We start from the raw sequence: 26208 nt of genomic DNA on the forward strand, positions 1-26208 counted from the left end.
GATTATTCCTCGCCCTGGCTGTGTGATGATGGCATTGAATGATTACCCATTGCTTGATGCTCATTACTCATCTGCTGATGTTTACCCATAGCATGATGTTTTTTATTCATATCGCCATGCGCCTGCATGTATTTCATCACTATGGTATGAAATAAACCGTCATCAACCTTGCCATAATAAGCAACTGGGTTGTTCTCACTTGCTTTTGCAAGCTCAACATAATTGGCATGAGTAAGGTTATTAGCGTTGCTTTTTACTTGTTCAACCCACTGGTTGAAGTCAGCTTTTGTCGGCGTTGCGATAGCATTAAATTTCATACCGGTAAAACCTGCGCCACTGTAATTAGCCGAAAAGCCTTTAAATGTGCCTGGCTGATTAGCAATTAAATGCAGCTTAGTTTCCATGCCCGCCATTGAGTAGATTTGACTACCTAACTGAGGAATGAAAAACGAGTTCATGGTGCTTTCTGACGTGATTTTGTATTCAACCGGTACATTGGCTGGAAATACCAATTCATTCACCGTGGCAATACCTTGTTCAGGGTAAATAAATAGCCATTTCCAATTAAGTGACACCACTTCAACAGTAAGATGTTCACCTTTACCCTCTATCGGTTTATAGGGGTCAAGCTCTTGCGTTGACTGCCAGGTGATCACACCTAAAATAACAACAATAACAATAGGAACCGCCCATACAACAGCCTCAATCTTATTAGAGTGAGCCCATTTTGGTGCGTAAATTTCATGGTTTTGTGTGTCTCTGTATTTCCAAGCAAAATATAAAGTCATCACAATAACGGGGATCACAACTAACAACATAAGCACAGTGGCGATGATGATCAGATTTTTCTCATCAATACCTATCTGCCCTTTTGGGTCGAGTACCCCGCCATTACAGCCTGATAAAATCAGCGCCATACTAGCTAAAGCAATATTAAAAAGGTTACGAATTAACAAGGGACTATCCTAAAACCTAAAGAGTTTTTATTAGCTGCCAAAAATATTTAGCAACGATATTTGATAAAAACCCAAGTTAATTAAGATTGAATTACAAATAATGCAGAGCGAATGCAAGCATGAAGTATTGACCACTGGCTTAATAAAAAACACCTAGCAGAAACAACCCAGCTTTTTTTAAACACATTAATATAACGCAATAAAAAATTAACTTGGGTGAGGTGTGGTTGGCTGAGAGTGTGTAAAAACACTAAGCTACAATGAAAGTAATCGTTATTTACAGCAAGAATAAATAATTAGATACCACAGGTGTAACCTATACCCATAAAAATTAATGAGTAAACAGACAACCTGTAAAGCTAGGTGGAGCACGACAACCATGTGCAGCTTGCACGGGTTGCTGAACTTTAGCCTCGCTAAAAGCAAAGGCTGCTTTACGGAGGATTATTCCAGCACGACGCGCTGGAAACATGTGGAACAATAGCCAACAAAGGCCAATAAGTAACTGACACGATAAGATAGGATGAGCTAAAAATTCGGCAATAGTCAGTAATAATGGCTCTATAAAAAAGCCATCACTGATCAATGCTTCAAGCCTAAAGGCATCCTCAATAGCGCCACTAAGCAACATAACGGCATTAAAAACTAATAATGTTACAGCCACACTCACGCCTCTTTTCGCTTTATTAAAGCGCTCATGCAACACTGACTTACCTAAGGTAAGCAAAGCGCTGGTATGAAACAAAGAAAATGAGTTCAAAAACATTAACCTATTAAAATGACTAATAACAAAATTAGGTATACACCGTGGCAACAAAAAAGGTTGCAGCCGTAAAGCCTTATACAGTGACCTGAAATACAGTCTCAACGCATTAGCACTATTTTGCCAAGCTAGTTTTGATCCGCATCAATAGAACTTTCAAAACTTACTGAAAGTTCGGGCATGAGTATAACAAAGAGAATTTTCTGTTCAAGATAAAAACACGATTATTTTATCGGCTGGTGATTTATTTATGCCGATATAAATAAAAAACCTCCCGTAGTGAGCTACGAGAGGTTTTTTGTTTAAACAGAAATAAATCTATTTAAAGAATTTGGTTTTCTTTCCATACTTGCTCTTTGGCTAGACGCTTTTTGCGTTTATCACATGGATCATCGCAATCACATGCTTTATCAATACCTACAGAGCCTAGGCCTCCGCAGCTACTCGCCATCGATTTTCTTTGTACTATCATGCCTACCGCCATTGCAGCGACAATTAAAATAAGTAAGCCAAAGGTTAGAAAAAAAAGTGACATTGCTTAGCCCCTATTGTTCAGCAATAAAATGAGCCCAAACATCATATCTGAGCTCATTGCATTATATACCCTCATGATAAGGATATAAACCTAAAGACTATAAATAAGGCTTAAACGCAGGGCTTGAATAGGTGACTAACCCCTGTGCCGATTTCGCAATTAAATACACAGGTAAATCATGCTGCTGCGCATAACGTTGTGCCTTTTCCATGCCCATTACCGTTAAAGCAGTCGCTAAACCGTCCGCCGTCATTGCACTTGGGTGTAAAACAGTGACAGAGACTAAGTCGTGCTTAATCGGCATGCCTGACATTGGATCAATGAGATGCGTATAGGTTTCGCCATCCATAGTATAAAATATTCTATAATCGCCTGAGGTGGCAATGCCATTATTACCCGGTGTTAATACGCGGTGTACTTTGCGCTCGCCCGGATTTGCATCAGGTTGTTCAATTGCTATTCGCCATGCTTGATTATCTGGTTTTGTACCAGCAATACGTAGCTCCCCGCCAATTTCAACCATGTAATCTGTAATGCCTTTACTTTGTAATAGCTCAGCCACTTTATCAATACCGTAGCCTTTTGCTGTAGCTGAAAACGACAACTCTAAATCAGCAACTGTTTTAGCTAACCCTTGCTCATTAAGGACCAGCTTATCTATACCAATGTTACTGACCATATTTGCCAGTGCTTCATCCGTTGGGCGCTTTGTTGGTTTTTTATTAGGACCAAACCCCCATAAATCAATTAGCGGTCCCATAGTCACATCGAGTGTTTTAGTTGAATCACCAATTCGTATAGATTCTGCAATAACCGCTCTAAAATCATCACTAATTGGCATTACTTGATTAGCACCTAAACGGTTAAAGGTGTTTATTTCTGAATCCTCAATATAGGTCGACATAGACTGGTTAATATCAACTAAAACCGCATCTATTTCTGCTTGTACTGCTTGAGGGTCCACTTGATCAGCGTAAAACTTGATGTGGTAAGTTGTCCCCATCGTTTTACCTTCAAGGTAAGCTTCTTCGTTGTGTTGTGAATTGCCACAACCGGTAATAAGTAACGTGGATATGATTAAAAATAAGGCTACCACGCCTTTAACTGTGCTTAATCGATTCATAATAGCCTACTTATAAAGGTTAAATAGAGTATCAACTAAAATCAGCGGTAAAGCCAAACTCAGTCAGTTGATATAAAAAAGCCTCATAACACTTAGTGCTATGAGGCTGGTATTTTAACTAAATTTATTTAGTTTGGGTATTAGCCACCGAAATCATCTAATAAGATGTTTTCGTCTTCTACACCTAAATCTTTAAGCATAGAGATAACTGCCGCATTCATCATTGGAGGACCACACATGTAGAACTCACAATCTTCAGGCGCTTCGTGATCTTTAAGATAGTTCTCAAATAACACGTTATGGATAAAGCCTGTGTAGCCTTCCCAGTTATCTTCTGGTTGCGGATCTGAAAGCGCTGTGTGCCAAACGAAGTTTTCGTTTTGCTCAGCTAGGCCGTCAAAATCTTCAACATAGAACATTTCACGCTTAGAACGCGCACCATACCAGAAACTAATTTTACGCTTAGAGTTTAAACGCTTAAGTTGGTCAAAGATATGTGAACGCATTGGTGCCATACCTGCACCACCACCTACGAATACCATTTCAGCGTCTGTGTCTTTAGCGAAGAACTCACCAAATGGACCAGAAATAGTTACTTTATCGCCTTCTTTAAGTGACCAAATATACGAAGACATTTTACCACATGGTAGGCTCAAGTTTCTTGGCGGCGGCGTAGCGATACGCACGTTAAGCATAATAATGCCTTCTTCTTCTGGGTAGTTAGCCATTGAGTAAGCACGAATTGTTTCTTCGTCTACTTTTGACTCCAGGTCGAAGAAACCAAAATGGTTCCAATCGCCACGATACTCTTCAGGAATATCGAAATCAGCGTATTTAACATGGTGAGCTGGCGCTTCGATTTGGATGTAACCACCCGCACGGAACGGCACTGACTCGCCATCTGGAATTTGTAGCTTAAGTTCTTTGATGAACGTTGCTTTGTTATCGTTAGAGATAACTTCACAATCCCATTTTTTAACACCGAAAATTGACTCTTCAAGTTCAATTTCCATGTCATTTTTAACATTAACCTGACACGCTAAACGACAACCTTCACGTGCCTCACCTTTAGAGATGTGGTCAAGTTCAGTTGGCAGAATATCACCGCCACCTTCTTTAATGTGAACGCGACACTGACCACAAGAGCCACCGCCACCACATGCAGAAGATACGAAAATGCCTGATTCAGATAGTGCACCTAAAAGCTTACTACCCGCTGATGTTTTAATGGCTTTGTCTGGATCGCCATTAATACCGATGATGATGTCACCGCTTGCAACTAGCTTAGATTTAGCACCAATGATGATTAAAACTAGTATTACAACGATAGCGATGAAAACACCAACGCCTAAGAAAATATCCATGATTGACCTCGCTATTATTACAGTGAAATACCAGAGAATGACATAAAGCCAAGACCCATCAAGCCAACAGTGATAAAGGTAATACCTAGACCACGTAAACCATCTGGTACGTCTGAATACTTCATTTTCTCACGGATACCTGCAAGTAATGTAATTGCAAGCGCCCAACCCACACCAGCGCCAATACCATAAACAACAGACTCGCCGAAGTTATAGTTACGCTCAACCATGAATGATACCGCACCAAAAATTGCACAGTTAACTGTGATTAGTGGTAGGAAAATACCTAATGCGTTGTACAGCGGTGGGAAGAACTTATCTAATGCCATTTCAAGAATTTGCACCAGTGCAGCAATAACACCAATGAACGTTAAGAAACGTAAAAAGCTAAGATCCGCTTCTGGGTAACCAAGCCACTCTAATGCACCCGGTGCAAGTACCGCATGGTAAACCAAGTTATTAACCGGTACTGAAATACCTAATACAACAATAACCGCTACCCCTAGACCAATTGATGTAGTTACTTTTTTAGACACGGCTAAGAAAGTACACATACCTAGGAAGAAAGCTAACGCTAAGTTTTCAATAAAAACGGCTTTTACAAATAAACTAATATAATGTTCCACTTATCGCCCCTTACGCTTTAGCTTCTACTTGATCTTTCTTATAAGTACGAAGTACCCAAATGAATAAACCAATAATGAAGAATGCACTCGGTGGTAAGATCAATAGACCCATAGGTTGGTACCAACCACCATTTTGTACTAATGGAATAATATCAACACCGAATAGTGTTCCCTTACCAAATAGCTCACGAATGAAACCAACAGTAAGTAATACCACTGAGTAGCCTAAACCATTACCAATACCATCTAAGAATGACATAAGTGGTGGCGACTTCATTGCGTACGCTTCAGCACGACCCATTACAATACAGTTAGTAATGATTAGACCAACGAATACTGATAACTCTTTTGCCGTAGCGTAAGAGAAAGCTTGTAGTACTTGGTCAACCACGATTACTAATGATGCAATAATCGTCATCTGTACGATGATACGTACTGATGATGGGATATGGTTACGAATAGTCGAGATAAAAAGGCTAGAGAATGCAGTTACCAAGGTCAATGCGATTGACATGATTAATGCATTTTTTAAGCTAGACGTTACCGCTAGCGCAGAGCAAATACCAAGTACTTGTAATGCGATTGGGTTGTTAGCGAAAACTGGACCGAATAGGACCGCCTTCATTTCTTTAGTATCAGCCATTAGTTCAATGCTCCTTTACGTACTTTCGCAAGGAAAGGGCCAAAGCCATTTTCGCCAGTCCAAAAGTCAACTGCATGGTCAACACCATTAGACGTTAATGTAGCACCTGAAAGACCGTCGATCTTGTGCTCATCACCGGCTGCAGTCCCTTTAACGATTTGGATTGGTAACTCTTTACCTTCCCACGTTGCAGTCCACTGTGGGTTTTGAATTTCACCACCTAAACCAGGTGTTTCGTTATGTTTGTAGAAAATAATGTCTTTAATAGTTTCGCCATCGCTTTCAAGCGAGATAAAACCGTACATTAAACCCCATAAACCATAACCCTGAATAGGAAGGATGATTGCATCAGTAGAGCCATCGTCTTTTTTAGAGATGTAAACAGGCGCACGTTTGGTAATACGTTGAATACCTGCGATGTCCTTAATCCCATTCTCTTTTAAAGATTTACTTAAATCAGCATCGTATTTGCTTTTTTCAAAGTCGAAATCTTCTACCGGCTCAGCAAACTCACCACTTTGCATATCAACAAAGCGAGTTTCGATTTTAGCTTCAAACGTTTCGGCAACGTTATCAACTTTACCAATACCAGCAGCAGCTAAGATATTACTTTGAATATCTTTTGCTTTATTTGCTTTTTGCAGAGGGCGAAGTTGCACAGACGTTAGCGACACAATAACTGCACACACTAAACATAATGAGACAACAACAGCTAGCGTTTTGCCAATTGATTCGTTATTACTAGACATTACGTGCCAACCTCCGCTTGATATTAGCTTGCACTACAAAGTGATCGAATAAAGGTGCAAACAAGTTAGCAAACAAGATTGCTAGCATGATGCCCTCTGGGTATGCAGGGTTTACTACACGGATCATAACTACCATAAAGCCAATAAGCGCACCGTATGCTAATTTACCTTTATCAGTAAATGCAGCAGATACAGGGTCAGTTGCCATAAAGAACATACCGAATGCAAAACCACCTAATACCATATGCCAGTACCAAGGCATAGCAAACATAGCATTGGTTTCAGAACCAATAGTATTTAGTATTGATGAGGTTACTACCATACCTAGGAATACACCTAGCACGATACGCCAAGACGCGATACGTACATAAATTAGGAATAAACCACCAATAAGCACTGCTAGTGTAGACGTTTCGCCCATAGAACCTTGAATGAATCCGTAAAACGCATTCCACCAAAGCTCAATATCAGTCGCGTAATTTAACGTACCAGCAAACGCTTGACCAAGCATAGTCGCGCCAGAGAATGAATCTACGGCAGTCCATACTGTGTCACCTGAAATTTGTGCAGGGTATGCGAAGAATAAAAACGCACGACCAGCAAGCGCAGGGTTTAAGAAGTTACGACCTGTACCACCAAATATTTCTTTTGCGATAACTACACCAAAAGTAATACCTAGCGCAACTTGCCATAAAGGAATCGTTGCAGGCAGGATTAATGCAAATAATACAGAGGTTACGAAGAAACCTTCATTTACTTCATGCTTACGCACAGAAGCAAACAATACTTCCCAAAAACCACCGACAATAAAGGTTGTTGCATAAATAGGAAGGAAAAAACATGCTCCGTAGAACATTTTTGCGCCCCAACCAGCATCAACGGTTAACTCACCGCCTAATAACTGGAATAAACCTACTTGCCAAATGTTAGCTAGTTCAAAACCATTACCAAGCGCGATTGCCGCTTGATGACCAATATTGAACATACCAAAGAACATGGCAGGGAACGTCGCCATCCACACTAAAATCATCATGCGTTTTAGGTCGATGTTATCACGAACGTGAGTTGAACCTTTGTTTACGTAACCTGGCGTGTAAAAAATAGTCGCAGCGGCTTCATACAGCGCGTACCATTTCTCATGCTTACCACCTGGTTCAAAATGCGGTTCGATATCTTCTAAGAAAGTTTTTAAGCCCATTTTAGCCTTCCTTCTCGATCGTAGTTAAGCAATCGCGTAGGGCTGCGCCGTACTCGTATTTGCCAGGACAAACGAAGGTGCATAACGCTAAATCTTCTTCATCTAATTCAAGCGCACCTAATGAAATTGCACTATCTAAATCACGAGACAATAAGTCACGTAATAAAAGCGTTGGCAAAATATCAAGTGGCATAACACGCTCATAGCTTCCAAGTGGAACCATGGCACGTTTTGAACCGCCCGTAGACGTTGTCATTTTAAATAAACGACTCGGTGTAAGGTGAGACAAGAATGTACGCGTTACAGAGAATTTATCACTACCTGGTGCAATCCAGCCAAAAAATTCTTTTTCGCGACCTTCAAGTAAAACAGATACTTGAACATGGTAACGACCTAAGAATGCATGAACACCAGACGACGTAGCACCGGCAAGTACAGAACCAGAAATAACACGGTTATCACCGTCTTCTAATTCGCCTGCCACTAAGTCATCTAGTGAAGCACCTAATTGTGTTTTCACTAAACGAGGATTTTTAACGCGTGGACCTGCGAGAGAAACAACACGGTCTGTGTAAATTTCACCAGTAAGGAAAAGGTGACCATACGCAATAACGTCTTGGTAACCAATGTGCCAAACTTGCTTACTAGCAGATACTGGGTCAAGGTAATGGATATGAGTGCCAACAAGGCCAGCCGGATGCACGCCACCAAACTCATGTACTTCTACTTGAGCAATAGGTGAACTAGGAACTTGACTACCTGCTTGCTTACAAACAAATACTTTGCCATCGGTTAAACGTGACACAACAGCCAAACCTGCTTCAAATGCTTTCGCATTTTCAGCAATAATTACTGCAGGATCTGCAGCAAGTGGATTGGTATCGATAGCTGTCACAAAAATAGAGCTCGGATTTGCATCCAACGCTGCTACTTTACTAAATGGACGAGCACGAAGTGCTACCCATTGACCCGATTGGACTAGTACTTCTTTAGCTTTTTCACGATCTAAGCTGTTAAGCTCAGTTTCCGAGAAAGAACCAAAGGTGATTTGCTCACTGCCGTTTACTTCAATAACAACAGATTGCAGAACACGTTTAGCACCGCGATTAATTTCTTTTACTGTACCAGAAGCTGGTGCAGTAAATAATACGCCTGGGTTCTTTTTATCTTCAAAAAGTACCTGGCCTTTTTTGACTTGGTCATCCACACGAACATGCATGGTTGGACGCATACCGATAAACTCTTCACCTAGCACAGCTACACGTTTGACGGCAGAACCATCATGAATAACTTGCTGAGGTGCGCCCTCTAAGGGTAAATCCAGACCTTTTTTTATATTGATCATACGCACTTGCACTACATTAACGGAAAGAAACTGAAAAATCGTACTAACCACGCCGCTATTTGTATTATTGCAAGCTATATAAAATGACTCGCTAAAAATACCAAACAAGCAGCGCAGTAAAACTCCTCACATATTGCTTTGATTTTAACATTATTGTGGCTGACTATGCGAGTGTATTTATGAAAATTATACAAGAGAAACGTTTATTTAGTTTTGTAATTAACAATTAATAAAATACAAGCTAGACCAAAGTGGTAAATTAGCCAACAATTAGCAAATATTTTTTTAAATCAAAGCTAAAAAACAAAAAAGCCGCACAAGGCGACTTTTTCAAAAATGCGTTATCAGCGACAAGTTAGTCAATCATATTAGCAATAGGTGCAACAGGATTTACATCTTGTTCATAATCAACCGCGTCAATACCAAAACCAAACAAGCGTAAAAATTCATTATGGTAACCAATATAATCGGTTAACTCATCAATTGAGTTTGTATCTACACTATCCCAAATGGCTTGAACGCGAGATTGAACATCATCTTCCAGCTCTTTGTAGTTTTGGAATAAATGCCCGCCCTCATCAAAACGAGGTGAATCACCATATAAGTTCTCACTAAATAGCGCATGAATTTGCTCAATGGTGCCTTCATACGTGCCATCAGCCTTCATCACTTTAAATAAGGCAGAAATATAAAGTGGCATGATTGGAATTGCAGAGCTTGCTTGAGTAACAACCGCATTAAGCGATGAAACGTAGGCTTCACCATTTAAATCTTGGGTAGCAGCTTTAATAGCAGCAGTGGCACGGTCTAAATCTTCTTTGGCTTTACCAATTGTTGCATGACCGTAAATTGGCCACGTTAGTTCTTTACCAATATAAGTGTAAGCCGTGGTTTTAAAGTTATCTGCGAGTACATCAGCGTTCTTAAGTGCGTCAATCCACATTTCCCAATCTTCGCCACCCATTACTTTAATGGTGTTGTCGATATCGTCTTGGTTTGCCGCTTCAACAGTTACTTCATCAATTTCACGCTTTGACGTATTCAAGTTTTTAGTGGTTACCGCATTACCAATTGGCTTAAGCGTTGAAGAAAACACTTCGCCGGTATTTGGATCAGTACGACGAGGTGACGCTAAGCTGTAAATAATACAGTCAACTTTACCTAATTCAGCTTTAATGGTGTCGATTGCTTTTTGTTTAATTTCGTTAGAAAACGCATCACCATTAATATTTTTTGACCATAAACCTTCAGCTTCAGCGGCTGCTTGAAACGCCGCCGTATTATACCAACCCGCAGAGCCTGTTTTACGCTCAGTGCCTTCTTTTTCAAAGAACACACCTAATGTTTTAGCGCCACCACCAAATGCAGCGGTAATGCGAGACGCTAGGCCATAACCTGTAGACGCACCAATAACTAATACATTTTTAGGTGCATTTTTTAACGCCCCTTGCTGCTTAACATAATTAATTTGTTCTTGTACATGCTCTGCACAGCCTACTGGGTGTGCATTGGTGCAGATAAATCCGCGAATTTTAGGCTTAATGACCATTGATCATCCTATATCTTTTACAATAAAAATTAGCGCTAGTTTAAAGGCTAAAACAAAAAAAACTGATCTGATCAGTTACTCACTGCTCAAACCAATTCACTATACCTGTTATCCAACTTTTGAGCCGCCCATGCAATTAGGTGACTGCGGCGCTTCGCCGTCGTGCTCTGTAAATTCCTCAGGAGTATAAGTGTGCATCGCAAGCGCATGAATATGATTTGCCAGCTCATCTTTTAAAATTTCATTAATTTCACGATGACGCTGCAATAATCGCTTACCAGCAAATTCCTCACTAACTACAATCACTTTAAAGTGTGATTCAGTGCCTGCACTGTGCATATGGCTTTCGTTAATAACATTTAAATGCTTACACGCAATAGCATTTGCTAGCTTGTCACGTATTTGTTGTTGCATTGACATAAAACCACCCTCAAAATTCAGTTATATGGTTACTATAACAACTGCGGCTACACCATGGCTAATGCTATTTAACTGAAACCATTATTAATATAGCGAAACGTTAAACTGATCCGCGGGTGTTTAAGTGTTGTTTGTTTTGGTAGCGCATGCTGGTAATTTTGTTGGCTCTGTCCGCTCATTATTAAACAACTACCACTTTGTAATTTAATGTTAGTAATGCTGTTGCTTACTTTGTGTTTAAGTTTAAATAATCGCTCTGAGCCAAGCGATACACAGGCTATGGTAGGCTCAGGGCCAAGCTCAGCTTCGTCATCACTATGCCAACCCATACAATCGTGGCCATCCCGATAGTAATTAACCAAAATTGAATTAAACGGTTGCTGTAGGTGATTTTCTAAACGTGTTCGCATGGCAAGTAATACGTCTGGCCAAGGCTCTAAATCGAGTTTATGCCCAGAATAACCGTAATCAAGATTTTCTTCGCTGATAAAACATTGTAGCCTAGGTATTGGCCCCGTTTTACCAAACACTGTAATGTTTGGCTGTTGCCAATTTAGGTTTTGCTGCAAATAGTAAAATAAATCGAGGCTTTTTTGCGCACTAAGCACCTTACTTTGATAAGAAAAGCCATTTGGTAACAGTTGGGGGTTGGCGTTTGGCGGTTGCATGTTAGAATTTACCTATCATTTGATTACTGATCATTAAACTATTATGACTACGCAAGCTACGCTCGGCGATAACACCTTTACTCTTGAACGCTTTCCTTTGGATCAAAAAAACCGCAGCTTACAAGCGTGGGATTCAGCAGACGAATACCTCATTGACTATGTTAATGAACACTACCCTGATTGTCGCTCGTTACTGATCTTAAACGACAGCTTTGGTGCACTTAGCTGTTATTTTAGCAAACAACAGTTAACTGTTTGTTCAGTAAACGACTCTTATATTAGCCATCAGGCGGCGGCTCATAACTTAGCGCAAAACAAAATTGCAACAACCGCGTTTAGCCAGCTTGATAGTTTATCGGCTTTACCTGAGCAAGTAGACCTAGTGTTAGTAAAAGTACCACGCACGTTGGCTTTTTTACAGTATCAGTTATCTGAACTAAGCGAAGTGCTCGCGCCAGGTACACCGGTTATTGGTGCTGCAAAAACTAAAGACGTGCATAACTCTACTATTAAAGCATTTGAAAACTTTATTGGTGAGACGAAAACAAGTCTTGCAGTAAAAAAATCACGTTTAATTATTAGCCAAGCCGCTGGCGGTTATAAAGGTGCAGATTTCCCAGTGAGCTGGCCACTCGAAGGCACTGATTTTACAATAAGCAATCATGCCAATGTGTTTTCACGTGATTCACTTGATATAGGTGCGCGCTTCTTTTTTAATTATTTGCCACAAACAAATAAAGCCAAAAATATTATAGATTTAGGCTGTGGTAATGGCGTGGTTGGTTTAATGACATTAGCGCGCTGTCCTAATGCTCATATTAGCTTTGTTGATGAATCATATATGGCGGTTGAATCAGCTCGACTCAACATTGAATTAAACATGGAAGACAAGTTTGAACAATGTACTTTTATAGAGAATGATTGTTTAACTGACTTTGAACGTAAAAGTGCTGATATTGTATTGTGTAATCCGCCATTTCACCAAGCACAAGCGGTTACCGACCACATAGCATGGCAAATGTTCAAGCAAGCAAAAGACACATTAAAAGAAGGTGGCGAGTTGCGTATTATTGGCAATCGTCATTTAGATTATCATGGCAAACTAAACCGTATGTTTGGTAACTGTACTTTATTAGGCTCTAATAAAAAGTTTGTGGTACTCAGCGCAACTAAAAATAGTGGGACGTTATAAATGAAACTCATAAAGATATTATTGGGCTGTTGTACTTTAGTGGTTTTTTCGGGATGTGCCAATCAGCCTAATCAGCTTATTCTCAATCCCGTCTATAAAAGTGGACAAATAAGCTCAATCAATAACAGCTTAAACACCAGCGTGATTGATTTACGTGGTGACAGTGCAACCTTAAAGTTGATTGAATCGAGCAAAACAAAAACCATTGCCAGCACGGGTATTACTGAGTCTGTTAAAAGTGCACTAGACAGTGCGCTTAGTCGCAATGGCGCCAGCATTTCTAATTTAGCGCAATTGCGCTTTGAGTTAGATATTCACGCACTGCAAGCGGTAGTTACAGAAAAGCTAATGAGCCATACCAGTGATGCCAAGATTGAATTTGAAGTGCGGGTGATTCGCCCTACCAGTAATTTCAGTAAGCGTTATAGCGGTAATGCTAATTTATCTGGACCACTTGGTCATGATAGAGCAAAAATTGAAGGTCAGCTCAATAAGTTGACTGAGCAGTTAATTACCCGCATTGTATCTGACCCTGAATTAATTGCATTTTTAGAAGGTTAATAATGAAGCAACTTTTTTTAATCTGCGTAAGCTTATTTTTTAGCGTAAATAGTTTAGCGGCACAAGAAGGCCGCTTTGTGCAAAAAGATAATATTTTCCCTCGAGTAGAAATTGTGACATCGTTGGGCAGCATTGTGGTTGAGCTAGACCGCTCAAGAGCCCCTATTACGGTCAATAACTTTTTGACTTACGTGTCTGATAAAAGCTATCAAGGCAGCGTGTTTCATCGTGTAGAACGCGATGTAGAAAATGATCGTGACTTTGTAATTCAAGGCGGTGGTTATGATAAAGATTACGATGGCCTACATGAAAACGACCCTATTTTTAATGAAAGCGGTAACGGCTTAACAAACGATATGTATAGCATTGCGATGGCTTATCAAGACCGTGAACCACACTCAGGAACGCGTCAGTTCTTTTTTAATATGGATGATAACGATCATTTAAACCCTGGCCGTGATTGGGGATTTGCCGTGTTTGGCAGTGTGATGGAAGGCTATGAAACACTCGATAAAATCATGGCTGTAAAAACCGGATTTAATGACAAAATTGGCTACAACTTTGTACCCGAAAAACCGGTCGTTATATTAAATATTAAGGTGCTTGAGCAAGTTCCTTTATAACTTTTTTAATAAGAGCAGCCTTAGCTGCTCTTTGTATAAGCCAATGAGCCTCTATGAATAGCACACTTTCTGTTAGCGAATACTTTTCTTATTTTAAAGATAAACGTTTGATTAATGTTTTTATATTTGGAATGAGCAGTGGCTTTCCGTGGGTATTAATTGGCTCAGTAATGTCGGCATGGCTTAAAGATGAAGGTTTGAGCCGCAGCATGATTGGCCTATTTGGCATTGTGTTTGGTGCCTACAGCATCAACTTTTTATGGTCACCTTTAATAGACCGCACTAAACTGCCCTTTTTATATAATTGGCTTGGTCAGCGCCGTAGTTGGATCCTGTTTTGCCAAAGCTTTATTTTGCTTGGCACATTGCTACTTGCAGGACTTGATTTGAAAGCAAACCTAGCAGTTGCCGCCGCACTTTGCTTGTTAATCGCCATAGCCTCTGCCACGCAAGATATTGCAATTGACGCCTTTCGGATAGACACCCTTAGTGAAAATGAATCTCACAAAGCCACCGCGGCGGCTGCAATGGCCACCTCAGGTTGGTGGACTGGCTATGCTTTATTAGGAGCTGTGCCTTTTTACATGGCTGATATGCCAAATATTGACTGGCCACAGGTGTATTATTTTTTATCCGTGATTATGCTGTTATTAATTAGCTGTGTATTTTGGGCTAAAGAGCCACAATCAAATCGCGAAGCCGTACATGCCGAACTAGAACGTGTTTATCTTGAAAAACTCGCCGCAACTAAACAAACACCACTGACAAAAACGCTTGCATGGCTAGGCGTTACCGTGGTTGATCCGTTTAAAACCTTTTTTGCTAAAAATGGCGTTAAAACCGCGTTGGCGCTGCTGGCGTTTATTTTCTTATTTAAGATTGGTGAAGCATTTTTAGCGCGGATGTCGATTGTATTTTATAAAGAAGTTGGCTTCAGTAATACACAAATAGCAAATTACTCAAAACTCGGCACGGGGTTAATCACCATTTTATTTGCCTTTTTGGGCAGTATTTTTAACCATAAATATGGCATTGTGAAAGGCTTATTTATTAGTGGCGTAGCCATGGCAGCATCTAACTTAATGTTTTCTTGGATTGCCTTAGCTGGTCCACAAGAGCACTTATATGCAATGGCAATTGTAGTTGATGGCTTTACCCAAGCTTGGTCTTTAGTGGCAATGGTTGCTTTTATATCTATGTTGTGTGACAGAGCATTTAGCGCCACCCATTATGCACTACTAGCATCTCTGGGTAATTTAGGGCGTACGTTATTATCGAGTTACAGCGGTGTGGTTATTGATGATTGGCTAATGGGGAATTGGTCATTGTTCTTTGTATTAACTGCGCTTATGGTTTTACCCTCATTAGTGTTTTTATTTCTAATTAGGCACAAGCTATATGCACTAGAGCAAAATTATCATAAAAATACCTAATGCATCCCTGCACTAGTATTGGCTGTAGACGCTAATTTAACTTTACGATTAGAGCCAAAAAGAAAGCGTTAGTCAGCTTTAATTAAGCTTAATGCTTCATACGGGTCGACTTCTAATGCATTACAGTAGCGAACAAACTCAATTACATCTAAACGACGTTCCTGATTTTCAATTTTGCCAATAAAAGAATGTGGCGTACCCAAGATTTGCGCTAAGCTGCGCATGGTGTAGCCTTTTTCATGGCGTTTAGTTTTAAGCCACTTTGTTAATTTTGCATTTTCTTCCGAAGATACGGTTTTACCCATCATATACAACTCCTACTCGTTGTTTAAATATACATATAGCTAAGCGCTTAAAACCGCCAACACTGTAAAACTACAACCACTCACTAAAGCGCAGTGTAAACGCTTACAATTCAACCAATAAAAAACGCTCAAATATGTATTAACACTTTATTATTGTGAAAAATGAAACCTTGCCCGTTTCACTCTTGGATACATTATATACCATTCACCGTTGTTCTGAATGATTAATTAGTAATTATGCGATTAAAGTTTAGCAACAAATATTTACTAAGTCTGAATAAGGTTAAATATTTTATAACTTTTTTGTTTCATTTAAATATAAGCCGTTTATTATTAACTTATTATTTGCTTAAAAAGGCTAAATCATGTTTAGACTACTTTTTTTACTGCCTATTATTTTATGCTTGGGCTGGTACTTTTTTTTGCGCCATTATGCAATTCCAATCAAACAGGGTAAAAAAGGCTTTATCTATATTTTAGTCTTCTCTGCGTTTGTGCTTGGCTTTTTTGTGTTAATGATGCAAATAACAGAATACAGCCCAACTGAGTTATGATTTTTTAAGCACATAAAAAAACCGCTGATTAAGCGGTTTTTTTGGATAACGATATTTTTATACGCTAAAACTAGCGCCACAGCCACACGTTGTTGTGGCATTAGGGTTAGAGACAAAAAAGCGTGCCCCTTCTAATCCCTCGGTGTAATCAACTTCACCATCAACTAAATATTGGATACTCATAGGGTCAATGACTAAGGTAACCCCGTTTTTAACAATTTCTAAATCGCCAGGATTCGCTTTTTCATCAAAAGTAAAACCGTATTGAAAACCTGAACAACCACCGCCTGTGACATAAACACGCAGTTTTAGATCTGGGTTTTCTTCTTCGTCGATTAACTGTTTAACACGCACAGCGGCTGCGTCGCTAAACTTAATGGGTAATTCTTCAGACATTTTATAACCCTCAATACCTTTATACTAATGCATCAGATTATCTAATACCTGAGTGTTTTAATCAAGTATAGTAAGCTCGCGTTTATAAGCTTTAATTAAAACAATGCGCGTTTAATCTGTTCAGTGAATCAATATACTATAAATTTAATTTAAATTAATCGGTTGTTAAAAATCTCAAGGACTTCCCTAGACTATTTTGATAAACTTGACGCCTAAAAATGCTACGGGGAAATAAAGCATGTGGCTTGAGCGACTGAGACGTCGATTAGCAAAACCAAAAACATCCGTACAATTATGCTTATTGGGCGTAAGTGCCGGACTAATTGCTGCATTTTTCATTATACTGTTTCGCCTAACCATTTTATTTTTTCAAAGTTTATTTTTAGAAACCCCTGACGACTTTACTACTCTCCCTACCCTAGAACGGGTATTAATGCCTTTGATTGCTGCACTTCTGATAGCCACATTTGCGGCTTTTACCGGCTTTAAACATTACCGCTTGGGTATCCCCTTTGTAATACACAGAATAAAACGTCATTACGGGCAAATGCCACTTTATAATACGGTTAACCAGTTTGTAGGCGGCGCGTTTGCACTGATCAGCGGTTTTTCTGTTGGCCGCGAAGGCCCCTCAGTTCACATGGGAGCAGCAGGGGCAAGCATATTAGCAAATAAACTACACTTACCCCACAACGCTATGCGTACCCTCAGTGGTTGTGGCGTTGCCGCGGGCATTGCTGCGTCGTTCAATACCCCCCTGGCTGCGGTTATTTTTGTAATGGAAGTCGTGCTCAGAGAATACAAAGTGCATATTTTTGTGCCGATTATGCTCGCAGCCGTTACCGGCGCATTAGCAACACAGTTTGTATTTGGTGAAGGCTCAGAACTTGCGCTAATAAGCATTGCGCCTTTAAGTGGTTGGCATTACCCCTATTTAGTTTTGTGCGGCATGGGATTGGGCGCGGTGGCTTATGCTTTTAATCAAAACTTAATGCTGATTATTAAAACCTTTAAACCACTTAGTATGTTTCCACGTTTAATAATTGCAGGGTGTATTGCCAGTTTAATTGCTTACGCAGTTCCACAAGCAATGGGCTCGGGTATGAGTGCGATAACTATTGCGGTTGAGTCACCTGAAAATATACAACTACTCACCACTATTTTAATTGCTAAGTTATTAGCCACCTTATTTGCTATTGGCTTAGGTATTCCTGGTGGGTTGATAGGTCCGGTTATTGGGCTGGGCGTTTTAACCGGTACTTTAATGGCATTTTTTGCTCAATTTATTAGCCCCGGCACCGATATAGCCGGCACTTACGGGGTGCTGGGCATGGCAGGCTTATTAGCGGCCACACTACACTCCCCCTTAGCGGCACTGACCACCGTAATGGAGCTGACCTCGTCACCGGAAATTATTGTGCCAGCGATGATCGTCATTACTACCGCCTACGTTACAGCTTTACAGGTATTTGGTAACCGCTCAATATTTTTACAGCAATTAGACTTTCAAGGGCTTCCCTATCATGTCTCTCCCGCCACTGAAGCCTTACAAAAAGTAGGAGTGATGGATGACATGGATGAAGACTTTAAACTGCTCTACTCCGACGATAAAGAGCAAATAAAAAACAGTCTAGATGCCATGGACAGCCAAACACCATTAATTGTATTTGATGAAGAAAATGGTTATCGCCTAGCTGAATATGACTTAAGTTTAATGTCTGATCAGGCGGTCAATATAAAATACATTAGCTTACAAGGTATTAGCAGCCAAGCCACCCTTGCAGATGCATTTGAAATTTTGAATGATAAACGCAGTGGTGCACTTTATGTATATAACTTGCTAGATAATCAACAAATTATGGGATTACTAAGGTGGGATCAAATCCACCATATTTTAACCATACGTAACAGTTTACTTTAACAATAATGAGAACAATATGAGCGCATTATTAATTTACAAAACCTTGCACGTATTTTTTATGATTGCTTGGTTTGCCGGTATTTTTTACCTACCTCGACTTTTTGTTTATCACGCTATGAGTGAAGAAAAATCGTGTAACTCAATGCTAAAAGTAATGGAACGTCGGCTACTTTATTTTGTTACACCCTTTGCGGTGCTTACCGCAGTATTTGGCGTATTAACTATTGTTGAATACGGCCGCGAATGGTTTCGTTACAGCATGTGGCTGCATTACAAACTCGTGCTGGTGATTATTTTATATATTTATCATGGCTACTGTTTCAAATTGTTAGCTGATTTTAAACACGATAGAAATACTAAAAGCGATCGGTTTTATCGCATTTTCAACGAGCTACCAGTTTTAGCGCTACTCGTTATTGTCGCTTTGGCGATTATTAAGCCAAGCTTTTAGCAAAGGCTTATAAATTACGCTGCCAAGTCGCATACTAAGTTTGTATAATACGCGCGATTGCGTGCTCCTTTGTGGATTATCGCGCCTTTTTGAATAACTAGGAATAACCCCATGTTCAGTTTCCAAGGTGAAAATATACTCTCTGTTAATCAACTCGACCGAGACTGTATTGAACGCATATTTGCTGTAGCAAAAAAAATGGAGCCATATGCTAAAAAACAAAAGCGGACCAACGTGCTTGAAGGCGCTATTTTAGCAAATCTATTTTTTGAACCCAGTACACGTACTCGTGTTAGTTTTGGCACTGCGTTTAACTTACTCGGTGGACTGGTTCGTGAAACCACCGGCATGCAAAGCTCTGCGCTTGCTAAGGGCGAATCACTTTATGATACCGCACGCGTTATTTCAGCTTATGCTGATGCGGTTGCTATGCGCCATCCTGACTCAGGCTCGGTAGCTGAATTTGCAACAGGTTGCAGCGTACCAGTAATAAACGGTGGCGATGGCCCTAATGAGCACCCCACTCAAGCACTGCTTGATTTATTAACTATTGAGCGTGAACTTAACCGCTTCGATCAAAATATCGATGGTATGCATATTGCGCTAGTCGGCGATTTAAAATATGGCCGTACTGTTCACTCGCTATCAAAGTTATTATGCCATTACAAAGACATTAAGTTTTCGATGGTTGCCCCTAATGGCTTGCAAATGCCTGACTCGATTTTATCTGCGGTTGAAAATGCCGGTCATAAAATTGAACTGGTAGATAAAATGGAAGGTAACTTAGCAGCCGATATCGTTTATCAAACACGAATCCAAGAAGAGCGTTTTCCATCACAAGAAGAAGCTAATAAGTACCGTGGTGGATTTAGAATTAGCCAGTCTATTTATAATACTCATTGCAAACCTAATTCAGTATTAATGCACCCGCTTCCTCGCGATAGCCGTTTAGAGGCAAACGAACTTGATAACGACTTAAATGCTAACGACAATCTAGCGATATTCCGCCAAGTACAAAATGGCGTACTTATTCGTATGGCACTGTTTGCTTTAACCCTCGGCGTAGAAAACAAAGTCGAGCAGTATGAAGTAGACGTTCCTTGGTTTAGCCGCAAACGCGATAGCTAAGCTTTTAATTTTAAAGTGATAAAACAATAGGATTTTTCATGACAATTAGCCAAGACTTATTTAAACGAGCTCAAGACTCTATTCCTGGTGGCGTAAATTCACCAGTGCGTGCATTTAATGGTGTAGGTGGTACTCCGCTGTTTATTACTAAAGCACAGGGCGCGTTTACATTTGATGCTGATGGCAACCGTTACATCGATTATGTAGGCTCTTGGGGTCCAATGATTATGGGCCACAATCACCCTGAAATTAAACAAGCAGTGCATGACGCGGTAGAAAATGGTTTAAGCTACGGTGCACCTACTGAAGCTGAAATTTTAATGGCTGAAAAAGTAAAAGAGCTAGTCCCATCTATCGAAAAAGTACGTATGGTAAGCTCAGGTACAGAAGCAACAATGAGCGCAATTCGCTTAGCCCGTGGCTTTACTGGTCGTGACAAAATCTTAAAATTTGAAGGGTGTTACCACGGCCATGCAGATTCACTGCTAGTAAAAGCCGGCTCTGGCGCATTAACTATGGGTGTACCTAACTCTCCAGGCATTCCTGAAGATTTAGCTAAGCACACACTCACCGTTTCGTTTAACAATATTGAAGAAGTAAAAGCGATTTTTGCCAAGTACGCCGATGAAATCGCGTGTATTATTGTTGAACCAGTTGCCGGTAACATGAACTGTATTCCACCAGTACCCGGCTTTTTAGAAGGTCTGCGTGAAGTATGTGATCAGTACCAATCTGTGCTTATTTTTGACGAAGTAATGACAGGTTTTCGTGTCGCCCTTGGTGGCGCTCAAGCGTATTACAACATCAAGCCAGACCTAACCTGTTTAGGTAAAGTAATTGGTGGTGGCATGCCAGTTGGCGCATTTGGTGGTAAAACAGAAATAATGGATTACATAGCCCCTGTAGGCCCTGTTTATCAAGCGGGTACACTTTCAGGTAACCCTATTGCGATGGCAGCAGGCTTAAAATCACTTGAACTACTAAGCGCTCCTGGCGTTCACGAAAAACTAGAAGCCATTAGTAAAGCGATTTGTGAAGGCTTTGAAGCCGCAGCTAAAAAAGCAGGTATTGCCTTAACGACTAACTACGCTGGCGGCATGTATGGTTTTTTCTTCACCGATGCAGAAAAAGTAACTACTTACCAACAAGCTACTGAATGTGATTTAGAGCGCTTTAAAAAGTTCTTCCACTTAATGCTTGAAGAAGGGGTTTATTTAGCGCCTTCAGCGTTTGAAGCTGGTTTTGTGTGTGCTGCGCACACAGAGCAAGAAGTTCAGGCAACGATTGAAGCGGCAGAGCGCGCTTTTGCCAAGCTATAACGTTTAGCTCATAAGATCACTTACCCATAAAAAAAGCCCTTTCGGGCTTTTTTTGTTTTTACTATTTAACGAATACATTCTGGTCTTGGTTTAAACTCACTGGCTCTAAGCGGTAGCTGAATCACTTTGCCACAGCCCGGTGGTGCTTGCTTCCCGGTTTGCTCGTTTACAAATGCCCACCTAATTGAAGGCGGACGGGTATCGGCAATTGCTTGGGGGTTTAGCGGTTTTAAATAACGAATATAGGTTTCAAGCGCGCCAACACTGCCGGTTAAGCCGGTGCTTTTATTATCGTCACGGCCTATCCATGCAACCGTTACTGTATTTTGATCAAATCCAGCAAACCAGCTGTCGCGTAATTCATTACTGGTACCTGTTTTACCTGCCAACTGGATTGACGGAAAATGTAAGTTTAAGCGCTTAGCGGTGCCATCTTTAGTTACTCGCTTCATAGCATATTTGGTCATGTACATGGCATCTTTATCAAAGCGTTGCTCGTTAATTACTTTGTGCTTATAAAGTACTTTACCAACAGAGTCGGTTAACGCAGAAATAGACGTCAGCTCTCTGTATTCACCGTCTGCTGCAATCGTGGTATAAAGCTGTGCCACTTCAAAGCTCGACATTTCAATAGCCCCTAATAGCAGCGATGGGTATTCATTAATATAGCCTTTAGCTCCTAAGCCCCTGAGCGTGTTAGCCACTTTATCGACGCCTACATCAAGCCCTAAGTTAACTGCCGGTATATTAATACTGTGGCTAAATGCTTTATAAAGAGGCATGGCACCACGGTATTGATGATCAAAGTTTTCTGGCTGCCATACTTTTCCCTCTTCGTTGGTGACTTGCACGGGCGAGTCATCAAGTAACGTCGCTAAGTTATAATGAGGAAGCTGCAGTGCACTTAAATACACTGCCGGTTTAACTAATGAGCCAATATTGCGCTTGGTATCAAGCACCCGGTTAAACCCTGAGTAACGCACATCGCGTCCAGAGACTAACGCTGATACACCGGCTTTTTCAACATTAACGGAGATCATTGCCGCTTCTAATTCTTTGGTATTTGGACGCCTTTCCAAATAAGGTAAACTGGCCTGAATCGACTCTTCCATTGCGGTTTGTTTTTGCAAGTCGAAGTAGGTAAATACGCGCACCCCTGCATCTAACACTTCTTGATCAGGTAGCAGCTGTTTCAGCTCGCGATTAACCAACTCTAAGTAACCTGGGTAAGACTTTTGCAAGCTGGCTTTCATTGGTGCAATATCAATTGCGCGCTTTAACGAGGCTCTATACTCTTTAGTAGAAATAAGTTTGTTATCGACCATTAAACGCAGCACTAGGTCACGACGCTCCATAGCACGTTCTTTGTAACGTCTAGGATTGTAATAAGATGGGCCTTTAACCATAGCCACCAGCAAGGCAATTTGGTCGTACTCTAGTTCATCAACAGGTTTGGCAAAGTAAAACTCGGCGGCCAGCCCCATTCCATGTACCCCTTGGTTGTATGACTGACCTAAGTACACTTCGTTTAAATAGGCTTCGAGAATCTGATCTTTTGAGTAACGGTAATCAAGAATAAGCGCAATAAAGGCTTCATTAATTTTACGTACTAACGAACGCTCACGGGTAAGGTAAATATTTTTAGCCAGCTGCTGGGTTAATGTACTCCCCCCTTGTACGGTGCGGCCTGCGCGAATATTGGTATACAAAGCGCGTAAAATTGAAAATACCGATACACCGTGATGATCATAAAAATCGCGGTCTTCAACTACTAATAAGGTATTTTTAAGCATGTCAGGAAATTTATCTAATGGTACAAACTCTCTATCTTGTTTTGAGTCATTACCAATACGGGCTATTTGTACAGGCTCTAATCTGGCAGTGTTTAAACGACGTCCAAACTTATCTTTAATACTGGCTACCTTCTCTCCAGAGAAGCGCAATTCAATAACATGAGCGCTCTCTAAACCATCATAAAATTCAAAGTCACGGCGAAAAATCTTAATACTATTGGCTGTTTTAATATACTGCCCAGTCCGACTTAAGCGATTAACTGGCGTGTAGTTTAAGCGCTTAAGCTCCCATAAAACCTCTTGCTCTGATAAAAACTGGCCTGGAAAAAAAGTCATTGAGCGGGCATATACTTGTGCCGGAAGTTGCCATTTATTGCCTTCAAACTGGCGAGTTATTTTTGCATCAAGGTAAATAAAATAAAGTGCAATGGCGATAAAAGTCGCCAGACTCAGTTTCCAAAAAATAGAAAACAACGTTTTAAAAAGTGGCCGTTTTGCGGTGCTTGAAGTTTTTTTGGTCGCACTTTTTCGCGCCGATGATTTCGTTGACTTAGTAGCGCGCTTAGTCGAGGGTTTACTGGTCGATGTTTTCTTTTTTTCAGCCATTTAAGTGTAATATATTCCGAAGGTTAATTTAACGCGAGGAGCTTATCACATTACCTTAGCACCTGAAAAATTAACCTCCCCTGAAATCAAAAAAGCCCTAACAGAGTAGGGCTTTGATTGAACACACAATACTTTTAATTAATTACTTCTAACTGATACAAACTCTGGATAAGCATCAATACCACAATCGTGTTGATCCATACCGTTTAACTCTTCTTCTTCGGTAACACGAATACCCATAGTTTGCTTGAGGATTGCCCATACAATGAATGAAGCAATAAACACAAAACTAATAATACATAGTAGGCCAATCAACTGATTAACAATGCTGGCCTCAGCATTAGTAACCGGTACTAGCACGATACCTAGGATGCCACACACACCATGAACAGAAATAGCACCCACGGGATCATCTATCTTCGCTTTGTCCAGTGCGACAATACTAAGTATCACTAATGAGCCACCTAGTAAGCCAAATAAACACGCCATTAGTGGTGATGGTGATAATGGGTCTGCAGTAATAACCACTAAGCCTGCAAGTGCACCATTAAGTACCATGGTTAAATCGGCTTTGCCCCATAAAAGTTTACATAAGAACAAGGCTGAAATTGCCCCCATAGCTGCAGCAGCATTGGTATTAAGTAATATTTGACCTACCGCTGTTGCGTTTTCTTTGTCTGAAATTAATAACTGTGATCCGCCGTTAAAGCCAAACCAACCCATCCATAAAATAAACGTACCCAATGTAGCAAGTGGCAAGTTTGAACCTGGAATTGGGTAAATTTCACCATTTTTACCATATTTACCTTTACGTGCACCCAGTAGTATTACACCCGCAAGCGCTGCAGCCGCACCCGTTGCATGGACAATTGCAGAGCCTGCAAAATCAACAAAGCCTAATTCAGATAAGAAGCCGCCACCCCATGTCCAGTAACCTTCAATTGGGTAAATTAATCCTGTAAGTACTACTGTAAACACTAAGAAAGCCCATAACTTCATACGCTCTGCTACGGCGCCAGATACAATAGACATGGCCGTTGCAACAAACACTACTTGGAAGAAAAAGTCAGATTCTAGTGAATGATTAGCATCTGCCGCTTGGCTACCTATTAGCCCACCAAACGAAGGAATAACGCCGCCTTCAACATTATCTACGTACATAATGTTGTAGCCTATCAACAAAAACATAGTACACGCGATAGAATAAAGCGCGATATTTTTAGTTAGAATTTCTGTGGTATTTTTAGAGCGCACTAAACCCGCTTCTAACATTGCAAAACCGGCTGCCATCCACATGACTAAGATGCCAGACATTAAAAAGTAAAACGTATCGAGCGAAAACTTCAGCTCTATAATTGTATTTTCCATGTTGCCCCCTTAAATTGCATCATCATCAAGCTCGCCAGTACGAATACGGACGATTTGGTCTAGGTCGTAAACAAAAATTTTGCCGTCACCAATTTTGCCCGTTCCAGCGACTTTGGTAATGGTTTCTACAACGCGTTGGCAATTTTCACTACGAGTAGCAATTTCAAGTTTAATTTTAGGTATAAAGTCAACCTGATATTCAGCACCACGGTATAACTCAGTATGCCCTCTTTGACGTCCAAATCCCTTAACGTCAACCACTGTCATTCCTTCGATGCCTAAATCAGCGAGTGCTTCACGCACATCATCTAGTTTGAATGGCTTTATTATTGCACTGATCATTTTCACAAAGGCCCCCTTAGGACGCTAGCTTGTTATTGTATTTCCTCTATACAATCCAACCTTTGTGCCATTTTTAAATTAATAATAAAAACATAAACTTAAAAAAATAAATAATATATAAAACAAAAAAGCGCACCATTTAGGTGCGCTTTTTTTATGCAAAATACTGCATTGGTGCGATATCAATGAAATACAAAGAAGGCGTTTAAAAAAAGTCTAACTATTAAACAAAGTTTATTCTTAACAGAGGTGGTTACTCGCTAACTCAACGATTATT

The 26208-nt window shown here is 40.4% G+C and carries 27 protein-coding genes; 9 read left to right on the forward strand and 18 right to left on the reverse strand.

All coding sequences use genetic code 11. From position 1 onward, the window contains the following. Positions 1-2: 2 nt before the first annotated feature. From cyoA to LOC50_RS09740, 13 genes are all read right to left on the reverse strand, one after another. Positions 3-956 (reverse strand): ubiquinol oxidase subunit II, encoded by a 954-nt coding sequence (gene cyoA / locus LOC50_RS09680; RefSeq protein WP_214552343.1) that lies wholly within the window; start codon positions 954-956, stop codon positions 3-5. 331 nt (positions 957-1287) lie between these two features. Continuing rightward, positions 1288-1716: a hypothetical protein gene (locus tag LOC50_RS09685; RefSeq protein WP_010391099.1), complete on the reverse strand. Its 429-nt coding sequence runs from the start codon at positions 1714-1716 to the stop codon at positions 1288-1290. Between the two features lie 325 nt (positions 1717-2041). After that, the gene (gene nqrM / locus LOC50_RS09690) at positions 2042-2254 is read right to left on the reverse strand and encodes a (Na+)-NQR maturation NqrM (RefSeq protein ID WP_096038267.1); all 213 of its coding nucleotides are present in this window, start codon (positions 2252-2254) and stop codon (positions 2042-2044) included. Between the two features lie 97 nt (positions 2255-2351). Further along, positions 2352-3377: an FAD:protein FMN transferase gene (locus LOC50_RS09695; protein ID WP_250653140.1), complete on the reverse strand. Its 1026-nt coding sequence runs from the start codon at positions 3375-3377 to the stop codon at positions 2352-2354. Between the two features lie 140 nt (positions 3378-3517). Then, positions 3518-4741: an NADH:ubiquinone reductase (Na(+)-transporting) subunit F gene (nqrF, locus tag LOC50_RS09700; RefSeq protein WP_036979658.1), complete on the reverse strand. Its 1224-nt coding sequence runs from the start codon at positions 4739-4741 to the stop codon at positions 3518-3520. Positions 4742-4758: 17 nt separating this feature from the next. Then, positions 4759-5367 (reverse strand): NADH:ubiquinone reductase (Na(+)-transporting) subunit E, encoded by a 609-nt coding sequence (gene nqrE, locus LOC50_RS09705; RefSeq protein WP_036979660.1) that lies wholly within the window; start codon positions 5365-5367, stop codon positions 4759-4761. Between the two features lie 10 nt (positions 5368-5377). Continuing rightward, entirely contained in the window at positions 5378-6010 is a 633-nt protein-coding gene (locus tag LOC50_RS09710) for an NADH:ubiquinone reductase (Na(+)-transporting) subunit D (protein ID WP_036979663.1), read from the reverse strand. After that, a complete protein-coding gene (locus LOC50_RS09715; protein WP_024601889.1) occupies positions 6010-6759 on the reverse strand; it encodes a Na(+)-translocating NADH-quinone reductase subunit C in 750 nt (249 codons plus the stop codon). Before LOC50_RS09715 ends, LOC50_RS09710 begins: the two co-directional genes overlap by 1 nt. After that, positions 6752-7957 carry an NADH:ubiquinone reductase (Na(+)-transporting) subunit B gene (locus LOC50_RS09720; RefSeq protein WP_036979666.1) on the reverse strand — a complete coding sequence of 402 codons (1206 nt, stop codon included), beginning with the start codon at positions 7955-7957 and terminating at the stop codon, positions 6752-6754. The genes LOC50_RS09715 and LOC50_RS09720 overlap by 8 nt, the downstream gene beginning before the upstream one ends. A gap of 1 nt (position 7958) precedes the next feature. Beyond that, entirely contained in the window at positions 7959-9302 is a 1344-nt protein-coding gene (locus LOC50_RS09725; RefSeq protein WP_036983299.1) for a Na(+)-translocating NADH-quinone reductase subunit A, read from the reverse strand. Positions 9303-9657: 355 nt separating this feature from the next. After that, positions 9658-10851, reverse strand: coding sequence for an enoyl-ACP reductase FabV (gene fabV / locus LOC50_RS09730; protein ID WP_069440331.1), 1194 nt, complete (start codon positions 10849-10851; stop codon positions 9658-9660). A gap of 108 nt (positions 10852-10959) precedes the next feature. After that, entirely contained in the window at positions 10960-11271 is a 312-nt protein-coding gene (locus LOC50_RS09735) for a BolA family protein (protein WP_010391086.1), read from the reverse strand. Positions 11272-11339: 68 nt separating this feature from the next. Next, positions 11340-11939: an alpha-ketoglutarate-dependent dioxygenase AlkB family protein gene (locus LOC50_RS09740; RefSeq protein WP_054202026.1), complete on the reverse strand. Its 600-nt coding sequence runs from the start codon at positions 11937-11939 to the stop codon at positions 11340-11342. A gap of 43 nt (positions 11940-11982) precedes the next feature. Here LOC50_RS09740 and LOC50_RS09745 point away from each other — a divergent pair, with 43 nt between their 5' ends. The 4 genes from LOC50_RS09745 to LOC50_RS09760 are packed head-to-tail and all read left to right on the forward strand — an operon-like array spanning position 11983 to position 15748. After that, positions 11983-13131: a methyltransferase gene (locus LOC50_RS09745; protein WP_138626255.1), complete on the forward strand. Its 1149-nt coding sequence runs from the start codon at positions 11983-11985 to the stop codon at positions 13129-13131. Beyond that, on the forward strand, positions 13132-13692 hold the full coding sequence (locus LOC50_RS09750; RefSeq protein ID WP_250653141.1) for a YajG family lipoprotein: 561 nt from the start codon (positions 13132-13134) through the stop codon (positions 13690-13692). A 2-nt stretch (positions 13693-13694) separates the two neighbouring features. Continuing rightward, complete coding sequence (locus tag LOC50_RS09755) at positions 13695-14315, forward strand: peptidylprolyl isomerase (protein WP_008111880.1); 621 nt, start codon at positions 13695-13697, stop codon at positions 14313-14315. Positions 14316-14368: 53 nt separating this feature from the next. After that, positions 14369-15748, forward strand: coding sequence for an AmpG family muropeptide MFS transporter (locus tag LOC50_RS09760; RefSeq protein WP_250653142.1), 1380 nt, complete (start codon positions 14369-14371; stop codon positions 15746-15748). A gap of 68 nt (positions 15749-15816) precedes the next feature. On the opposite strand, the gene LOC50_RS09765 is transcribed toward LOC50_RS09760, so the two are convergent. Next, positions 15817-16056: a helix-turn-helix domain-containing protein gene (locus tag LOC50_RS09765; RefSeq protein ID WP_008111877.1), complete on the reverse strand. Its 240-nt coding sequence runs from the start codon at positions 16054-16056 to the stop codon at positions 15817-15819. Between the two features lie 362 nt (positions 16057-16418). On the opposite strand from LOC50_RS09765, the gene LOC50_RS09770 reads away from it, so the two are divergent. After that, positions 16419-16607: a hypothetical protein gene (locus tag LOC50_RS09770; protein WP_036979680.1), complete on the forward strand. Its 189-nt coding sequence runs from the start codon at positions 16419-16421 to the stop codon at positions 16605-16607. Between the two features lie 57 nt (positions 16608-16664). On the opposite strand, the gene erpA is transcribed toward LOC50_RS09770, so the two are convergent. After that, positions 16665-17003 carry an iron-sulfur cluster insertion protein ErpA gene (erpA, locus tag LOC50_RS09775; RefSeq protein ID WP_002958911.1) on the reverse strand — a complete coding sequence of 113 codons (339 nt, stop codon included), beginning with the start codon at positions 17001-17003 and terminating at the stop codon, positions 16665-16667. Positions 17004-17241: 238 nt separating this feature from the next. Here erpA and LOC50_RS09780 point away from each other — a divergent pair, with 238 nt between their 5' ends. The 4 genes from LOC50_RS09780 (at position 17242) to hemL (ending at position 21822) form a co-directional block, all read left to right on the forward strand. Continuing rightward, positions 17242-18924: a chloride channel protein gene (locus LOC50_RS09780; protein WP_248532732.1), complete on the forward strand. Its 1683-nt coding sequence runs from the start codon at positions 17242-17244 to the stop codon at positions 18922-18924. 16 nt (positions 18925-18940) lie between these two features. Continuing rightward, positions 18941-19375, forward strand: a complete 435-nt coding sequence (locus tag LOC50_RS09785; RefSeq protein WP_010391077.1) for a CopD family protein — start codon at positions 18941-18943, stop codon at positions 19373-19375. Between the two features lie 111 nt (positions 19376-19486). Continuing rightward, on the forward strand, positions 19487-20503 hold the full coding sequence (locus tag LOC50_RS09790; RefSeq protein WP_138626252.1) for an aspartate carbamoyltransferase: 1017 nt from the start codon (positions 19487-19489) through the stop codon (positions 20501-20503). A gap of 38 nt (positions 20504-20541) precedes the next feature. Beyond that, the gene (gene hemL, locus LOC50_RS09795) at positions 20542-21822 is read left to right on the forward strand and encodes a glutamate-1-semialdehyde 2,1-aminomutase (protein ID WP_069440337.1); all 1281 of its coding nucleotides are present in this window, start codon (positions 20542-20544) and stop codon (positions 21820-21822) included. A 65-nt stretch (positions 21823-21887) separates the two neighbouring features. On the opposite strand, the gene mrcB is transcribed toward hemL, so the two are convergent. From mrcB to LOC50_RS09810, 3 genes are all read right to left on the reverse strand, one after another. Beyond that, complete coding sequence (gene mrcB / locus LOC50_RS09800) at positions 21888-24221, reverse strand: penicillin-binding protein 1B (RefSeq protein WP_248532731.1); 2334 nt, start codon at positions 24219-24221, stop codon at positions 21888-21890. Positions 24222-24359: 138 nt separating this feature from the next. After that, positions 24360-25589 carry an ammonium transporter AmtB gene (locus tag LOC50_RS09805; protein WP_013464333.1) on the reverse strand — a complete coding sequence of 410 codons (1230 nt, stop codon included), beginning with the start codon at positions 25587-25589 and terminating at the stop codon, positions 24360-24362. A gap of 9 nt (positions 25590-25598) precedes the next feature. Then, positions 25599-25937 (reverse strand): P-II family nitrogen regulator, encoded by a 339-nt coding sequence (locus tag LOC50_RS09810; protein ID WP_010391070.1) that lies wholly within the window; start codon positions 25935-25937, stop codon positions 25599-25601. Positions 25938-26208 lie beyond the last annotated feature (271 nt).

This window comes from Pseudoalteromonas sp. SCSIO 43095, assembly GCF_023650455.1.
Classification (GTDB): domain Bacteria; phylum Pseudomonadota; class Gammaproteobacteria; order Enterobacterales; family Alteromonadaceae; genus Pseudoalteromonas; species Pseudoalteromonas tetraodonis.

Coding starts and splice junctions, on each gene's coding strand:
- nqrM (WP_096038267.1), bottom strand. CDS start 2,254: ATGTCACTTTTTTTTCTAACCTTTGGCTTACTTATTTTAATTGTCGCT.
- LOC50_RS09695 (WP_250653140.1), bottom strand. CDS start 3,377: ATGAATCGATTAAGCACAGTTAAAGGCGTGGTAGCCTTATTTTTAATC.
- nqrF (WP_036979658.1), bottom strand. CDS start 4,741: ATGGATATTTTCTTAGGCGTTGGTGTTTTCATCGCTATCGTTGTAATA.
- LOC50_RS09710 (WP_036979663.1), bottom strand. CDS start 6,010: ATGGCTGATACTAAAGAAATGAAGGCGGTCCTATTCGGTCCAGTTTTC.
- LOC50_RS09715 (WP_024601889.1), bottom strand. CDS start 6,759: ATGTCTAGTAATAACGAATCAATTGGCAAAACGCTAGCTGTTGTTGTC.
- LOC50_RS09720 (WP_036979666.1), bottom strand. CDS start 7,957: ATGGGCTTAAAAACTTTCTTAGAAGATATCGAACCGCATTTTGAACCA.
- LOC50_RS09725 (WP_036983299.1), bottom strand. CDS start 9,302: ATGATCAATATAAAAAAAGGTCTGGATTTACCCTTAGAGGGCGCACCT.
- fabV (WP_069440331.1), bottom strand. CDS start 10,851: ATGGTCATTAAGCCTAAAATTCGCGGATTTATCTGCACCAATGCACAC.
- LOC50_RS09735 (WP_010391086.1), bottom strand. CDS start 11,271: ATGTCAATGCAACAACAAATACGTGACAAGCTAGCAAATGCTATTGCG.
- LOC50_RS09740 (WP_054202026.1), bottom strand. CDS start 11,939: ATGCAACCGCCAAACGCCAACCCCCAACTGTTACCAAATGGCTTTTCT.
- LOC50_RS09745 (WP_138626255.1), top strand. CDS start 11,983: ATGACTACGCAAGCTACGCTCGGCGATAACACCTTTACTCTTGAACGC.
- LOC50_RS09750 (WP_250653141.1), top strand. CDS start 13,132: ATGAAACTCATAAAGATATTATTGGGCTGTTGTACTTTAGTGGTTTTT.
- LOC50_RS09755 (WP_008111880.1), top strand. CDS start 13,695: ATGAAGCAACTTTTTTTAATCTGCGTAAGCTTATTTTTTAGCGTAAAT.
- LOC50_RS09760 (WP_250653142.1), top strand. CDS start 14,369: ATGAATAGCACACTTTCTGTTAGCGAATACTTTTCTTATTTTAAAGAT.
- LOC50_RS09765 (WP_008111877.1), bottom strand. CDS start 16,056: ATGATGGGTAAAACCGTATCTTCGGAAGAAAATGCAAAATTAACAAAG.
- LOC50_RS09770 (WP_036979680.1), top strand. CDS start 16,419: ATGTTTAGACTACTTTTTTTACTGCCTATTATTTTATGCTTGGGCTGG.
- erpA (WP_002958911.1), bottom strand. CDS start 17,003: ATGTCTGAAGAATTACCCATTAAGTTTAGCGACGCAGCCGCTGTGCGT.
- LOC50_RS09780 (WP_248532732.1), top strand. CDS start 17,242: ATGTGGCTTGAGCGACTGAGACGTCGATTAGCAAAACCAAAAACATCC.
- LOC50_RS09785 (WP_010391077.1), top strand. CDS start 18,941: ATGAGCGCATTATTAATTTACAAAACCTTGCACGTATTTTTTATGATT.
- LOC50_RS09790 (WP_138626252.1), top strand. CDS start 19,487: ATGTTCAGTTTCCAAGGTGAAAATATACTCTCTGTTAATCAACTCGAC.
- hemL (WP_069440337.1), top strand. CDS start 20,542: ATGACAATTAGCCAAGACTTATTTAAACGAGCTCAAGACTCTATTCCT.
- mrcB (WP_248532731.1), bottom strand. CDS start 24,221: ATGGCTGAAAAAAAGAAAACATCGACCAGTAAACCCTCGACTAAGCGC.
- LOC50_RS09805 (WP_013464333.1), bottom strand. CDS start 25,589: ATGGAAAATACAATTATAGAGCTGAAGTTTTCGCTCGATACGTTTTAC.